Annotated in this window: 14 protein-coding genes and 2 tRNA genes; 8 read left to right on the forward strand and 8 right to left on the reverse strand. The window is 28.8% G+C overall.

Annotated features, from left to right (window positions below):
* Positions 1–5 precede the first annotated feature (5 nt).
* A complete protein-coding gene (sucC, locus tag HZY31_RS07255) occupies positions 6–1,103 on the reverse strand; it encodes an ADP-forming succinate--CoA ligase subunit beta (RefSeq protein WP_297318738.1) in 1,098 nt (365 codons plus the stop codon).
* A gap of 76 nt (positions 1,104–1,179) precedes the next feature.
* On the opposite strand from sucC, the gene HZY31_RS07260 reads away from it, so the two are divergent.
* Together HZY31_RS07260 and HZY31_RS07265 are read left to right on the forward strand one after the other, a co-directional pair.
* A complete protein-coding gene (locus tag HZY31_RS07260; RefSeq protein WP_297318739.1) occupies positions 1,180–1,962 on the forward strand; it encodes a 4-phosphopantoate--beta-alanine ligase in 783 nt (260 codons plus the stop codon).
* 59 nt (positions 1,963–2,021) lie between these two features.
* Entirely contained in the window at positions 2,022–2,741 is a 720-nt protein-coding gene (locus HZY31_RS07265; protein ID WP_297318740.1) for a dihydromethanopterin reductase (acceptor), read from the forward strand.
* A 5-nt stretch (positions 2,742–2,746) separates the two neighbouring features.
* On the opposite strand, the gene HZY31_RS07270 is transcribed toward HZY31_RS07265, so the two are convergent.
* Positions 2,747–3,202, reverse strand: coding sequence for a hypothetical protein (locus tag HZY31_RS07270; RefSeq protein ID WP_297318741.1), 456 nt, complete (start codon positions 3,200–3,202; stop codon positions 2,747–2,749).
* Between the two features lie 72 nt (positions 3,203–3,274).
* Here HZY31_RS07270 and HZY31_RS07275 point away from each other — a divergent pair, with 72 nt between their 5' ends.
* Complete coding sequence (locus HZY31_RS07275) at positions 3,275–3,688, forward strand: DUF371 domain-containing protein (protein WP_297318742.1); 414 nt, start codon at positions 3,275–3,277, stop codon at positions 3,686–3,688.
* Here HZY31_RS07275 and HZY31_RS07280 read toward each other — a convergent pair.
* Positions 3,685–5,196, reverse strand: coding sequence for an AMP phosphorylase (locus tag HZY31_RS07280; RefSeq protein WP_297318743.1), 1,512 nt, complete (start codon positions 5,194–5,196; stop codon positions 3,685–3,687). The two genes, HZY31_RS07275 and HZY31_RS07280, sit on opposite strands and share 4 nt — an antisense overlap.
* Before the next feature lie 106 nt (positions 5,197–5,302).
* Here HZY31_RS07280 and HZY31_RS07285 point away from each other — a divergent pair, with 106 nt between their 5' ends.
* The 3 genes from HZY31_RS07285 (at position 5,303) to HZY31_RS07295 (ending at position 9,460) form a co-directional block, all read left to right on the forward strand.
* Positions 5,303–6,496: a molybdopterin molybdotransferase MoeA gene (locus tag HZY31_RS07285; protein ID WP_297318744.1), complete on the forward strand. Its 1,194-nt coding sequence runs from the start codon at positions 5,303–5,305 to the stop codon at positions 6,494–6,496.
* Positions 6,497–6,508: 12 nt separating this feature from the next.
* On the forward strand, positions 6,509–7,522 hold the full coding sequence (locus tag HZY31_RS07290; RefSeq protein ID WP_297318745.1) for a DUF354 domain-containing protein: 1,014 nt from the start codon (positions 6,509–6,511) through the stop codon (positions 7,520–7,522).
* 1,272 nt (positions 7,523–8,794) lie between these two features.
* On the forward strand, positions 8,795–9,460 hold the full coding sequence (locus HZY31_RS07295) for a segregation and condensation protein A (RefSeq protein ID WP_297318746.1): 666 nt from the start codon (positions 8,795–8,797) through the stop codon (positions 9,458–9,460).
* Here HZY31_RS07295 and HZY31_RS07300 read toward each other — a convergent pair.
* A complete protein-coding gene (locus HZY31_RS07300; protein WP_297318747.1) occupies positions 9,444–10,709 on the reverse strand; it encodes a UbiD family decarboxylase in 1,266 nt (421 codons plus the stop codon). The two genes, HZY31_RS07295 and HZY31_RS07300, sit on opposite strands and share 17 nt — an antisense overlap.
* Positions 10,710–10,860: 151 nt before the next feature.
* Here HZY31_RS07300 and HZY31_RS07305 point away from each other — a divergent pair.
* Positions 10,861–10,939: transfer RNA gene (locus HZY31_RS07305), tRNA-Met, on the forward strand.
* Between the two features lie 213 nt (positions 10,940–11,152).
* Here HZY31_RS07305 and HZY31_RS07310 read toward each other — a convergent pair.
* On the reverse strand, positions 11,153–12,082 hold the full coding sequence (locus HZY31_RS07310) for a selenocysteine-specific translation elongation factor (protein ID WP_297318748.1): 930 nt from the start codon (positions 12,080–12,082) through the stop codon (positions 11,153–11,155).
* A gap of 62 nt (positions 12,083–12,144) precedes the next feature.
* The gene (locus tag HZY31_RS07315) at positions 12,145–13,179 is read right to left on the reverse strand and encodes a TIGR00341 family protein (protein WP_297318749.1); all 1,035 of its coding nucleotides are present in this window, start codon (positions 13,177–13,179) and stop codon (positions 12,145–12,147) included.
* A 119-nt stretch (positions 13,180–13,298) separates the two neighbouring features.
* Between HZY31_RS07315 and HZY31_RS07320 the strand changes: the two genes are divergently transcribed.
* A tRNA-Ser gene (locus tag HZY31_RS07320) sits at positions 13,299–13,388 on the forward strand.
* Positions 13,389–13,527: 139 nt separating this feature from the next.
* Here the strand turns inward: HZY31_RS07320 and HZY31_RS07325 are convergent.
* Both HZY31_RS07325 and HZY31_RS07330 read right to left on the reverse strand, forming a co-directional pair.
* Positions 13,528–14,505: a tyrosine-type recombinase/integrase gene (locus tag HZY31_RS07325; RefSeq protein WP_463671223.1), complete on the reverse strand. Its 978-nt coding sequence runs from the start codon at positions 14,503–14,505 to the stop codon at positions 13,528–13,530.
* Positions 14,489–14,737: a DUF2540 domain-containing protein gene (locus HZY31_RS07330; protein WP_297318751.1), complete on the reverse strand. Its 249-nt coding sequence runs from the start codon at positions 14,735–14,737 to the stop codon at positions 14,489–14,491. The genes HZY31_RS07325 and HZY31_RS07330 overlap by 17 nt, the downstream gene beginning before the upstream one ends.
* Positions 14,738–14,756 lie beyond the last annotated feature (19 nt).

The raw sequence follows: 14,756 nt of genomic DNA on the forward strand, positions 1-14,756 counted from the left end.
AAAAATTAAATTAACATTTCAATAAGTTTTTTTCCAGCCTCTTCCATAGAGGTTTCATAAGGAATTCCATGCTCTTCTAAAATCTTCTTACCAATTTCCTCATTAGTTCCCATCATTCTAACAGCAAATTTTATATTTGGATGCTCTTTTAGAACTTCAATAATTCCTTTTGCAACTTCATCACATCTTGTTATTCCTCCTAATATGTTAATAAATATTCCTTTAACATTTTTATTTTCTAAAACTTTTTTTAGAGCCAATTTTACTGTTTCAGTATCAGCCCCTCCACCAATGTCTAAGAAGCACGCTGGTTTTCTGCCGAGGTTGTTAATTATATCCATACTTGCCAATGTTAAACCAGCCCCATTTCCTATAACAGCAACATCTCCATCTAATTCAACATAGGCAAATGGCAACTTTTCTTTGTTTTTGTATTCTTCAAATATCTCATAATTATGTCTAAATGAGGCATCATCATCTAAATGAAGGACTGCATCAGCGGCATAAACATTTCCATCCTTAGTTATAACTAAAGGATTTATTTCAACCATTGTTGCATCTAAATCTTTAAAGATTTTGTATAATTTATAGATTATATCAGCAACTTTACCAATCTCACTACTTGGTAACTTAGCATCTTTAACTATCCATCTTGCTATATATGGTAGGAAAGGTTTTTTAATGTCAATGTGATATTTTATAATCTTTTCTGGCTCTCTTTCTGCAACTTCTTCAATATCTACTCCACCCTTAGTTGAGAAAATAATCAATGGTTTTTTAGCATCTCTATCAATAATAATTGATACATAGTATTCTTTCTCTATTGGTAATTTTTCTTCAACAAGAATTTTTTCTACTTTTTCTCCTTTAACTTCTTTGTTAAACAATTCATTAGCCTTTTTTATAAATTCTTCCTTGTTTGATGCGAATAAAATCCCTCCTGCTTTTCCTCTTCCACCAACTAAAACCTGTGCCTTTAAAACAACCTCTTTATTAATACTTATGTTTTTTAAATCATCTCCTTTATTTATTAAAAAACTTTCTGGAACTGGAATTCCATACTCTTTAAATATTTTCTTTGCCTCATATTCATGTAGTTTCATTTTTATCACCTTAAATATTATCTCATATACAAAAAGTTTTATTACAAACAACCATATAAAAACTTGGTGATACTTAATGGAGATTCCAAAAACACATCCAAGGTATGAATCTTTAATGAAGAGAGAAAAAATTATTGAAGCATTAGATAAAGGGATTTTGGCTAAGGCAGGGTTAATAGCTCATGGTAGAGGGGAGACATTTGACTATTTAATTGGGGAAAAAACAACACCAATAGCATTGGAGGCAATAAAAGCTGCTTCTGCTTTATTAGTTTTAGCTGAAAATCCAGTGATAAGTGTTAATGGTAATACCGTAGCTTTAGCAATAGATGAAGTTGTTGAACTTGCAAAAGAATTGAATGGAAAGATAGAGGTTAATTTATTTTATAGAACTAAGGAGAGAGAGATAGCTATAAAAAAAGCATTTGAAGAGAAATTTAAAGAGGATATAGAGACAGGAAAGATAAAAATTTTGGGTATTGATGATGCCAATAAAAAAATTCCAAACTTAGACAGTTTGAGAGGAAAGGTTTCAGAAGAAGGAATATTTAGTGCGGATGTAGTTTTAGTTCCATTAGAAGATGGAGATAGGGTGGAGGCATTAGTTAATATGGGAAAAAAAGTTATATCAATAGATTTAAATCCATTATCAAGAACTGCAAGAAAATCCACTGTAACAATAGTAGATGAATTAACAAGAGCTTTACCTCTACTAATCAAATATGTCAGAGAATTTAAAAATAAAGATAGAGAAGAACTTTTAAAAATCATTGATAATTTTGATAATTTGAAGAATTTAAAGGAGATGATTAACTATATTGCTGAGAGATTGAAAAATTTGAGTTTGGAGGAGTTATAAAATATATTATCATCAACTAAAATCTTCAAATCATTTATTAAACTTTACTTTGGGATAATATGAAAATAGTTTGGTGCATAACAGGAGCGGGACATTTATTAAGGGAGAGTTTTGAAGTTATGAAAAAATTGAAGGAAGAGATTGAAGATTTAAAAGTAACCACTTTACTTTCAAGGGCTGGAGAGGAAGTTGTAAAGATGTATGGTTTATTTGAAGAATTAAAATATATCTCCAATGGAAATTATTATGAAGAGTTAATTTTAGAGAGAGAACATCCTTATTCATCTCCAATTACTGGAAGATTAAGCTTAGGAAAATATGATTATTTAATATCTTCACCAACATCAGGAAATACTGTTGCTAAGGTAGTTAATGGAATAGCAGACAGTTTAGTAACAAATGCAATCGCACAGGCTGGAAAGGGATTTGTTAAATCAATAATTGTTCCAGTTGATTACAAAGAGGGTATTATTATTACTAAACTTCCATACTTCATAGATAGAAAGAGATGCAAACTCTGTTTAAAATGCATAAATGTTTGTCCTAATAAAGCCATAATTAAAAGAGATAACTTTGTTGAAATATTTTTACCAAAATGTGTTGGTTGTGGAAAATGTAAAGAAATCTGCCAATATAATGCAATAATTGAAGGAAAAGAAATTAAAATGAGAGTTAGAAAAATAGATGCTGAAAATACTAAAAAATTAATGGAGTTGGAGGATGTTATTGTATTAAAGCATCCTTATGAGATTTTAGATTTTTTTGGAATTTATAAATAAAATTTTTACTTTTTCTTTAATTTTATAATACAGGTTTCAGCAGGTTTTAGATTCATTTGATATCCTAAATTATATTTTAAAGTTTCACATATAAATCCTATTAATAACCCTCCCCAAGGACATGCAGTCCCTTCAAATTCATAGCCACAAATCCTCTTTGGACAGAGATTGCATTTTGATATCTTTACAATAATCTCATCTCCCTCTTCCTTCATTTCAACATCTGCAAAATTTAGCTGGTTAAAATATCTTTCAATATCTTTAATATCTTTAAATTCATAGCCTTTACTCATTGCATAAATTGCCAATTCTTTCCCTGCATAAGAACCTGCTATATTACTTAAGCTTTGGGCTCCTTCTCCAATAATTACTTTTAACCCTACTGAATATCCTATAATTATTGCAGAAGCTATAGAGGGACATGGTGTGTTTTTTGTTCTTTTAATTTTATAGAGAATCATTCTATCACCTCATAATTATTTATTATTAATTATTTTATATAAAATTTTAATTAGATTGTAAGAGGGGTATTAATGGAATTTACAATAAGGGCTAAGGGGCATAAAAATATCTCAGCAACTCATAAAACAACCTTGGAGATTACAAAAGAAGATTATTTAACACCAACAGGACATTGCATTATAGGAATAGAGGCAAATAAATCTATGTTTGATTTTACAGATGAATTTAAAGAAAAACTTAGAAATGCTAAAAAAATCATTGTGGAAATTGAAGTTGAAGGAATAAAAGATACAATAATAGGAGAAGGGCACAAAGATTTAATTTTAAACCATCCAACAGACATAGTAATTAGAAAGAGTAACTATATATGTCCAAGAACGTTAATGATTAATGCAAACAAATCAGCAAAAGATATTAATAGAAAAATTGTAAAAAAATTAAAAGAAGGCAAAAAATTAATTTTCAGAATAAAAATAGATGATTAAAATCTTGAAATTTTTTGTAATAACATTCCTTCCACTTTAACAGGATATAATATTCTTGCCAATTTTGCAGCAGATTTTAATCTTTCCTCAGAATCCGAGTATATTGTATATAAAACATCTCCCTTTTCTACTTTATTTCCAACCTTTACATTTAAATAAACACCAGCCTTTTTATCATTTGGAGCTCCTGCCTCTTTGGTAATTCTTGTGATTCCAGAATTAGATACTCTTGTTATATATCCATCAATTGGAGAATATATATCAGTGTAGTATTTTCCAACTTCAATTTCATCAGAACTAACCTCTTTCCCTCCCTGAGCAATAATAATTTCCATAAATTTATCATGTGCCTTACCCTTTGCTAATATATCCTCAGCCATGTATTTTCCTTCTCCAGGGGGAGATACTCTACCCATTTCTAATAAAATTCCTGCAAGAGATATAGATTTCTCAACTAAACTTGTTGGTGCTTGTTTGTAATCTTCTAATGCCAATAATGCCTCTTTTGCTTCTAATGCTGGACCTATTGCCCTTCCAATTGGTTGACCCCCATAGGTAATAGCACATTCAGTAACTATTTTTAATCTTTCGCTTAACTCAATAAAGTTCCTTGCTAAACTTGATGCCTCTTTTATACTTTTAACCTTTGCTCCATAGCCAGTTGGAATATCAATTAATAATTTATTAACACCCATTGCTAATTTTTTAGCCATAACACTTGACAATAATAGTGGCTTGGGATCTATCCCCAAAGGTCTCTCTACATTTATAGTTATATCGTCTGCGGGGGCCAATTCTAATGCCCCTCCCCAAACCATACATCCGTTAGTTTCTTTAACTACTCTTTTTATCTCTTCAATAGTTAGATCTACTCTTGTTAATACTTCAACAACATCCGCTGTTCCTGCGGCAGATGTTATTGCCCTTGAAGATGTTTTTGGAATCTTTAAGCCAGTAGATGCAACGATAGGAACTACAAGTAAAGCATATTTATTTCCAGGAACTCCACCAATTGAATGCACATCATATATTTGCGTCTCCCAACTAACCATTTTTCCAGTTTCAGCCATTCTAATTGTCATTGCCTCAATTTCGTCCATATCCATTCCATTTATATATAAAGATGTAACAAAGGCAGAAATTTCAATATTTGTTAATTTTCCATCAACCATTTCATCAATAATTGCAAAAATTTCTTCTTTTTTTAATTTATTACCATCCATTTTTTTTCTTATATATGCAAGAGATCTTGGTCTATCCGCGTGTCTTATTGTAACTATATCTCCTTCTTTAACATTTAACTCCTTAACAAGTTTTTTAGGCAATCCTACTTCTCCTCTATTTATCAAACTGGTTGAAGAATACAAAACGCCAATAACTTCCTTATCATTAAATTTAACTACTACTCTATCCTGAGGAAAGTATTGGGAACTTTTTAAATCTTCAGAATTTATTAAAACTAAATTCTCCAAGTCAATGTCTAATACTCTAACTTTCAAAAATAACATACTAATCCCCATCTGAATTATTTTTAATCTATTATTTTTATTTAAGATTATATAAAAATATTGAATGAATATTGAATGTAATTATTAACTTTAGAGGGTGAGACCAATGAAGTTAATAAAAAAATTGATGCCATTAAATAATGCCGAAAAAATAGTTTTTAATAATTTATCTGAATATATTGAAAAAAATAAAAAAATTAAAAAAGCTAATCTTATCGAGTCATTAAATAGAGTGTTATGTGAAGATATTATTTCTCCTATTGACTTACCATATTTTAATAGAGCGGCAATGGATGGATATGCAGTTATTGCTGAAGATACATTTGGGGCTTCTGAAACAAATCCTATAATACTAAATCTTGTTAATAATGATGAAATATTTTCAGGAGAGGCTAAAAAAATATTTACTGGAGAAAAATTACCAAAAAACGCTGATGCCGTAGTTATGAAAGAATTTTGTAACGAAGTTAAAGACTTTGTAGAAATTTATAAAAGCGTTCATCCTAATGAAAATGTATCAAAAGTTGGTGAGGATGTCAAAAAGGGAGAGATTGTTTTAAAAAAAGGAACTTTAATTAATCCATATCATTTAAATTTACTATCTTCATTAGGAATTAAAAAAGTTAATGTTTATGACTTAAAATTTGGAATAATCCCTACTGGGGATGAACTTGTTAGTTTAGAAGAGATTGAGAATATTGAGGAAGATATTAAAAAATTAAATGGAAAAGTTATAAATTCCAATGTGTATATGCTATATGGTTTAGTAAAAAATCTTGGATTTAATGGAAAAATTTATGATATAGTTGAAGATAACAGAGATTCATTAAAAAATACTATAAAATTAGCATTAAAAGAAAATGACATTTTATTAATAACTGGTGGAACTTCTGTAAGTGAGAGGGATATAACGGTAGAGACAGTTAAAGAGTTAGGTAACATTTTAATTCATGGAGTAAATATAAGGCCAGGAAAACCTTTTGGTTTAGGAGTTGTAAATAAAAAATTAATATTTATGCTATCTGGCTATCCAGTAGCGTCAGCAGTTCAATTTGAATTGTTTATTCAAAGATTTTTCACAAAAAGGAAAAAAATAATAATGCCTTTAAAAAGAAACATTGCCTCAGAACTTGGTAGAGTTGATTTTGTAAGAGTGAAAATAGATAAATATGTTGATCCTATAAGAATAACAGGAAGTGGAGTTATATCTTCATTAACAAGAAGTGATGGCTATATACTAATTCCAGAAAATGTTGAAGGTTATGAAAAAGGAGAGTTTGTAGAAGTTTATTTATTTTAAGGGGTGGTTATATTGGATGTTTGGATTGACTTAACAAATGCTCCTCATGTTCATTATTTTTGTCAATTAATAAAAAAATTTGAAAAGGAAGGAATAGAATATTTATTAACTTACAGAGATTCAAAAAATTTAGATAAATTAGTTAAAATTTACAATTTTGTAGGAAAATGTATAGGAAAGCATGGAAAAACATTAAAAGAAAAATTAATTTTTTACGCTGAGAGAGTTATTGGTTTATCTGAATTAATATCTAATGTAGAACCAAAAGTGGCAATAGCAAAACATTCAGTAGAATTGCCAAGAGTTGCCTTTGGCTTAAACATTCCAATTATTTTTGTTGTAGATAATGAATATGCAGAGGCTCAGAATAGATTAACTCTTCCATTGGCAAATGAAATTATAAAACCAATAGCAACTGATGAAAAAAAACTTAAAGATTGCGGAGGAAGAAATTTTATAAACTTTGATGGAACTTGCGAAGTGGCAAATGTAAATTCTCGATTAAAGGGCTATTACCCGATAGATAACGATATTCTAAAAAAATTAGATATTGATAATAATAGACCTACAATAGTTATGAGACCATGTCCAAATTCTTCCTATTGTAATGGACACAAGGATATTTTGCCAGATATTATAAAAGAACTAAAAAAAAGAATTGACTGTAATATAGTAGTTTTTCCAAGAGATGATTATCAGAGAATAAATTATGAGAAACTTAATGTTATTGTTCCTAAGGAAGCAATTGATGCCTTATCTTTATTATATCACTCTGATTTTATGATTGGAGCAGGAGGAACTATGAATAGAGAGAGTGCTATTCTTGGAATTCCAACAATATCCTGCTATCCTCAAGAATTACTTGGAGTTGATAAATATTTAATTGAAAAAGGTAGAATGGTCCATACTAATAATATTAAGGAGATAATTAATTATGTTGAAGATAACTTAGGGAAAAAATTAGGAGTTATTGAGTTAGAAGACCCTACTGATTTGATGCTCGAAAGAGTTTTTACTTATCTATAATAGAGTAATATTTATACTCGGGACTTGATAATATCAAATCATAAAAAAATTTTGTTTTTTATTATAGTAATATTACAATTTTGATATTTTTCATATTACTATAATATTTTTGGTATTTTTATGATTTTATAATATTGAATTGAAAATTTACCGGGAGTCAGTATTATTTTTAAAAAAGATGTGAATATAAAAATGTATGAGTTTAATAGGAAATAAAGGATATTTTGCCTTTCTTTTATGCCTAAAAAATTATAATTATATCGGAAGATTTAAATTTATATTGCATATTTGTAATATGTTTTTAAAAAATTTTCATATTTACATAATATTTATACTCGAAACTTAATAATATCAAATCATAAGAAAATTCTGTTTTTTATTATACTCTATGAAGATTTTGAAATTTTTCATATTGTTATAATATTTTTTCGATATTTATATGATTTTATAATATTCAGATCGAAATTTTCCCGAGGGTCGTTATTACTCTTAAAAAAGATGTAAATATAGGAATTCATAAATATTTTATACTATTAAAAATAAAAAATTTAAATGCTTTTGTCCCCTTTGGGGCTTGATTTTAAACATTAATGCATTTTGATGGGTTAAGTTTTGTGGAGGTTAATTTCCATCCCCTTTGGGGCTTGATTTTAAACTTTTTGTATGTGCAGTTGTGGTTAATTAACAATACAAAATTTCCATCCCCTTTGGGGCTTGATTTTAAACGATAGAAATTATCGACTGTTCAGATAATGAGGAAATGGGCTTAATTTCCATCCCCTTTGGGGCTTGATTTTAAACAGGACACAATTTGAAGAGATAATTTTCTAAAATTACTTTATTATACTTCTTTATATAGGGGTTATGGTTCGAAGGGTCAATAACTGCTATTATTTATATACCTCCGAACTTATATATAAACTTTTCTATTCTTAATTATTACTTTAAAAATCCTTAAAATTCTTAATACTAATTTAATTATCGGGGGAAATTGAAGATAGAAACAATTAAATAAAATCTCTAAAAAATCCCAATAATTTAATAAAGTCAAATACTCAAATTAATTAAAATAGGCGACCCTCCGAAATTTCCTAAAAATTTTTGAAATCAAAAAATAATAAATTAAAATCCCCTAAATCAAAAAATAAAAATTTTTAGCGAGAGAGGGTATATTAAAAGCATAAATTATTTTACATTATATAGACAGATATAGCCAAAGATATATATAAATGACTTAAATAAAAACAATAAAAATTATTGAATAGGGATAAAATGGTTGATTCTAATTTTGATATTTCTCTATGGGTTAAGATGATTAAGGAAGGAATTGAGAAAAAAAACATAGATCCTTGGGATGTAAATATTTCTGAAATTGCAGATTACTATATAACTAAAATTAAAGAATTTAAAAAATTTGATATTAGATTATCGGCTGATGTAATTTTAGTAGGAGGAATACTTTTAAGGTTAAAATCAGAATCTTTGTATAATGAATGTAATATTGAGGAAGATGATTATGAAGATTTTTATATTGACGATAGTGAGATTAAAGAAAACAATAAGAAGAGTGTAAATAAAGAAAACTATAAAGATAAAAAAAGCAAAAAAACCTTAACCGTAGATGAGTTAATTAAAACTATTGAAAAAGAACTTAAAAAAGTAAAAAAGTCTAAAAGGAAAAAGAAAAAAGATATAAAAGAAGTAGAAGAAATCGTAGAGGAATTATTAAAAGAGGAAGACATTTCTGATATAATAGAAAAACTTTTGGAAGATTTAATGAAAGAAAAAATAATTATATATCAGGAAAAGTTTAAAACAAAGGATGAGAGAGTTAAATATCTTTTGCCTTCCTTATACTTGGCTAATGATGGTAAGGTTGAGTTAATTCAGGAAAAATTTTTTGAAAAATTAATAATAAAATTTATTCAGGAATCTTAGCCCTTTCAAAATGCTCCTTTCCTTTAATTAAACTCATTGTTGCATCAATTCCCACCTTTGTGGTTAATCTATTTTTTAAGTCACTTGAAGGGTCTAATGATGAGCCCTTTGCTCCAGGAATTATAATAATATCTTTATCTCCTTGAACTCTTGTGGCAATAGCATACTCAACATCATTTATATCAAATATATTTATATCTTCATCAACAACTACCACATGTTTTAAACTTGGATGTGATGCAAAAGCCGCCAATATAGCATTTTTTCCATCTCCTTCTGTTCTTTTTTCTATCTGCACTACTGCATGGAGCCAGCAACAACCTCCTTCAGTTAATACAACATTCTTTACAGTTGGAACAGTATTTCTAACCCCCTTAAATATTCTTGGTTCTTGAGGCATTCCCATTAAAGTTTTATGCTCTATTCCTCCGGGTAATAATGCGTGGAATATAGGCTTTTCTTTTCTATACAATTTTTTTATTTCAATAATTGGTTGTTTTCTAACAATATCGTAAGTTCCAGTTATATCTACAAATGGCCCCTCGTAATCTAACCTATCAACGATAACTCCCTCAATAATAAATTCTGCTTCAGGAACTAACAAACCGTTATCTAACTCAAAAACCTCTATTTCTCCTCCTAACAATGATGCTGAAAATTTAAGTTCGTCAAATGTTATATCTGCTGATGTAGAGCCAGATAATAAAACTGCTGGATGAACTCCAATAATTATTGCCACATCTAAATAACCTTTTTCTTTCAATGCCTTTTTATATAAAAAATGTAAATGTCTTTGTTCTACCATTCTTATAACTAAATGATTGTCTTTAACTAAAATTCTATGAATTGATAGATTATAGCCGTAATCTTCATCATTTACAACAACAACACCACTCGTTATATATGGACCAGCATCTTTTTCATAGTATGTAGGAATTGGCACTTTTTTAATATACTCTGGCTCTTCTTCAATATACTTCTCTCTTAATTTATTATTTTTAATTAATTTTCCATCTTTTTCTTTTTCCATTGCATCGAGCATAAAAAATATAAAGTCTTCTTTTTTCACATTGAAAATCTTTGCTAATGTTTCTCTACTACAAATATTACCAACTACTTCAAAGCCATCCACATCTTTTATATAAACTGGCTTTCCATCATACTTCTTTAAGATTCTTGAAACTTCAAAAATTTTATTTGCCTTTTCTATTACAATTGGATTTAATTTATCAATGATTTCTCTAATCATACTTTCACCAAAATATTATGCTTAATAAAAATATCTTTATAAATCATAAATCTTTTGTTTTTATATATTTATGGTAGTGTCATAATCATACACTAAACCATAATTTTTATATATTAGTTTCATTATTTATTAATTTCGCATAGGTTGGTGAAGCGGGGTAGGGTAGCCAGGTCCATCCCGCCGGGCTCATAACCCGGAGATCGGAGGTTCAAATCCTCCCCCCGCTACCATTTTTGTTTTTTATTTTGGACAATTACATTTATAAATTTAAATATATCGATATTATTGATAATAAAAATAAATGTTCCCCCCGTATCCTACCCTCTCTCATCCATAGCACAGCCTCGTCGAGAGCGTGGGCCTCGGGGGGCAAATAAATATTATTTAACTATAATTATAATATTATTTTATAAATATAAATTTTATAAAATATTAAAATTTTATTATTCTAAGGTTCCCACTCCAACTATTCTAACTTTTGCACTACCATCTATTAAACATACTTTATCTCCAACATCGTAGGCAATATTTTTTTGTAGTTTTAATTTAACATTATTTCCATTAACTTCTTCAACAGAGCAAGGAACACTTTGTAGTCCTACAATTATTTGATAATTCTCTCCTTCTTTTACATCTTTCTGTCTAAAAGGATTCCAATTTATTTTTATATCAAGCTCATTAGTTACTTTTAGATCTTTATCAGATAATATATAACCTCTGTCTAATTCCTCAGTAGTTATTCCTTTTAACGCTAAACCTACTCTATTCCCTGCCTTTGCCTCTGTAAAATCATTGTCGTGAATTTGAATGCTTCTAACCATAACTGTTTTGTTGATTGGATATATATTTAAATTATCATGAACTTTCACTGTTCCAGATTCTACTTTACCTAATATCACAGTTCCAACACTTCTAACTGTAAAATAGTGGTCTATAGGAATTTTTACATTTCCATCATAATCTCTTTCTACATTTAAATTAACTATTTTCTCTCTAATGTCTATAAAATTCTTCTCTAATATTTCAAAATTTCTCATTGAAGTTTGTGATATTATATTTTTTAGCATATCAACATCGACATAATCCCCTAAAACAAAAAAGCCTTTGTCTATTTCAAACATATCTAAGGCTAAGAGAGTTTCACCTAACTCTCCAGTAATTTCATCAATAAAAACTAAAGCATAATCCATCATATTTATTGTATATATTAAGGGATTTATTCTATCAGGATATCTCGTAGGTTCTACATAGCATATTACTTTTTCTCCCTGTTTATAGTTATAAAAAGTTATATCTGTTGATGTTCCTTTTTTTCCCAACTCTTTTCCAATGCCTTCAATGTGTCCAAATAACCCTACTGTTAAACCTTCCATTTAACCACCATTCAATTATTTTTTAAACTTTTTATTTAACCCTATTTATATGACTCTACCAACTATATAATAATTTCAAACAAAGTTAAAAAATTAAAAATAGATATATAGATATATATTATAACAACTGCAACAATTAAAAGAATACACCAAACCAATATTGAAAAAATTGTTAATTTCTTTGCCTCTTCTTTATCCCACAACTTATAAGGAGAAATTCCATATATTGCAAAAATAACACTTGAAGATAAATTTATACAGATTATATTTATTAAAAATAACATTAAAATCGGAATAGACTCAATAAAATATCCAGATCCTATGGTTAATCCAAAAACAACTAATGGAGGCAGTAATGCTACTGCAATCATCACGCCTACAACGACAGAAGGGATGTCAGAAACTACAGACAACGCACCAACGATACCAGCACATAATGCTATTATAATATCCTCAATCCCTAAGTTCATTCTTGATATTATTTGTGGGTTTTTTATAGATATTGGAAGAATATGCCCCAAAAAAACTGATAATATTATTACTAATCCAATGCCTAAAATTAAATCTTTTAAAGATTTTTTTGCTAAATCTCTATCGGCAATTGCCATAGAAAAAGACAATGCCATATTTGGGCTTAAAAGAGGAGCGATAATCATAGATGCTATAATAATTGCTACATCATTTTTCCATATCCCTATTACAGCAACAATTGTTGATAATATTACCATCAAATAGTATTCCTTTGGAGAATGTACTATCTCTGAGACTTTATTGTATATTTCTTGCCGACTCAATCTTTCTAATTCTTGGACTTTTTCTGGATCTTCTTCATTACTTTCTTTTTCATCTTTTTCTACTGCAGGAATTGTAGCTTTTGGCTCAAACACAATAATTCTGAATTTAGAACCTCCATATTCTTTATTAAGTTTATCTAATATTACTTCAGTGTTTTTCAGTGTTGTTAATATCTTTATAACCGTAAAGTTATTTGTTTCTTCTACACTATACCATATAATATCTTCACAGTTCTCTAAAAAATTATCCATCCCACTAAAAAGATGTTTTGGAACATAACATTCTATATATCTTAATTTCAAAAAAATCCCCTACTTAGAATATTATTAATACTTTTGACACTATAATATATTTAAATAATGCAACCGTAAAATATATATACTAAATCAGTATATTCTTCATAGTGCTTAACAGTTTATGAGCAGGGGTAGCCAAGCCAGGACTACGGCGCTGGACTTGAGATCCAGTGGGGCTTTGCCCCGCCTGGGTTCAAATCCCAGCCCCTGCGCCATACTCTTTTATCATTGTTATATTCCAAATTTAGACAAATTGTGGCTATTTACACCTACTTTTTACACAGGACTAAATCCCGCATCATTTTTAAGTCCTATACAGATGTATTATCAACAGGACTACTAACAACCATAAAATTAAAGAATCTTTTTTATCGTTTTTAAAAGCTTTTGAGTTCTCTCTTTTGAGTGTGAGTAAAATAAAGTGGTATCTAATGTTTTATGACCTAAATATTCCTTAACTATATCAATCGGAATTCCTTTTTCTAATAAATCCACACATCTGCCATGTCTTAAGCTATGCAATGTTATTCTTCTGCCTTCTGGAATTTTACCTTCTTTTTTAAGCTCTTTAACAGCTTTATTAAATACTTTAAGTATTGTATTTCTACTTAGCTTACCTCCTTTCTGGCTCTGGAATAGATAGTCATCTGGTGACTGTTTAGGATTAAATTGAATATACCACTTCAACGCCTCCAATGTAGCATCTGAGCATACAACGACTCTTTCCTCATGTGTTTTGGTATTTGTGATTCTAAATGTTCCATTATCTAAATTACAATCCTTATATTTTAAGTTCAAAATCTCTGAAATCCTACATCCAGTGTCCCAAAGCACCCTAATTATTAACGCATTCCTTATACTCATTCTACTATTTGATTCAAGCATCTTCTCCAAAATTAAGTTGAGTATGTTGCTATCAACAGCATCGTAATGCTTAACTTCAATTTTAGAAAATCTTTTCCTTTCTTTACTTTCTTCTATAAAATCACTAATAACATGTTGCATCCTCATAATTCTATAAAACACTTTTAACAAAAGATAGTATTTTCTCTGTGTGTTTTTAGAGACTTTCCTCTCTTTCTCCAAATAGTTAAAGAACTTAACAAAATCATGAGTCTCCAATTTGTCTGGACTTTTACCCAACCTATTATAACAAAAGTCAAGAAATACTTTTAGCCTCGTTATATCTGATTTTATTGTCTCCTCCTTTATGCCATCAAATTCTCTCTCTTCTTTAAATTTCTGTATCCATGGTTTCATCTCGTCTGTTTCTTCTATGTCATCCGGCCTCTTGATTAATAAAAGATTTTTTATATTAAGTCCGCTCCCCATCTTCATTCACCAAAATAACATAATTTAAATATAAGTTGGTTGCTTTACCAAATCTTTGGTAAATTTTCCTTTCCTCCTCCGTTAAAATTATGGTTCTCTTACATCTCTTCCTGGCTTCAACAACCTTTTTTAATTTCTCAGGGTCTATCTGCTTTAAATCTTCAAGTTTATGCAGATGATACCTAAGTTGCCTACTGTCTATATTTTTATAGAGATAAAAAGTAACTTTCATAACTCTCACCAAAAAGAAA

Origin of the sequence: Methanocaldococcus sp., from assembly GCF_024490875.1 — an archaeon.
In the GTDB taxonomy this organism is placed as follows: Archaea; AGJL01; Methanococci; order Methanococcales; family Methanocaldococcaceae; genus Methanocaldococcus.

Bases quoted from the DNA above. Each gene is read 5' to 3' on its own strand.
- HZY31_RS07275 (WP_297318742.1), top strand. From the start codon at position 3,275: ATGGAATTTACAATAAGGGCTAAGGGGCATAAAAATATCTCAGCAACT.
- HZY31_RS07270 (WP_297318741.1), bottom strand. From the start codon at position 3,202: ATGATTCTCTATAAAATTAAAAGAACAAAAAACACACCATGTCCCTCT.
- HZY31_RS07260 (WP_297318739.1), top strand. From the start codon at position 1,180: ATGGAGATTCCAAAAACACATCCAAGGTATGAATCTTTAATGAAGAGA.
- HZY31_RS07300 (WP_297318747.1), bottom strand. From the start codon at position 10,709: ATGATTAGAGAAATCATTGATAAATTAAATCCAATTGTAATAGAAAAG.
- HZY31_RS07310 (WP_297318748.1), bottom strand. From the start codon at position 12,082: ATGGAAGGTTTAACAGTAGGGTTATTTGGACACATTGAAGGCATTGGA.
- HZY31_RS07265 (WP_297318740.1), top strand. From the start codon at position 2,022: ATGAAAATAGTTTGGTGCATAACAGGAGCGGGACATTTATTAAGGGAG.
- sucC (WP_297318738.1), bottom strand. From the start codon at position 1,103: ATGAAACTACATGAATATGAGGCAAAGAAAATATTTAAAGAGTATGGA.
- HZY31_RS07285 (WP_297318744.1), top strand. From the start codon at position 5,303: ATGAAGTTAATAAAAAAATTGATGCCATTAAATAATGCCGAAAAAATA.
- HZY31_RS07330 (WP_297318751.1), bottom strand. From the start codon at position 14,737: ATGAAAGTTACTTTTTATCTCTATAAAAATATAGACAGTAGGCAACTT.
- HZY31_RS07325 (WP_463671223.1), bottom strand. From the start codon at position 14,505: ATGGGGAGCGGACTTAATATAAAAAATCTTTTATTAATCAAGAGGCCG.
- HZY31_RS07295 (WP_297318746.1), top strand. From the start codon at position 8,795: ATGGTTGATTCTAATTTTGATATTTCTCTATGGGTTAAGATGATTAAG.
- HZY31_RS07280 (WP_297318743.1), bottom strand. From the start codon at position 5,196: ATGTTATTTTTGAAAGTTAGAGTATTAGACATTGACTTGGAGAATTTA.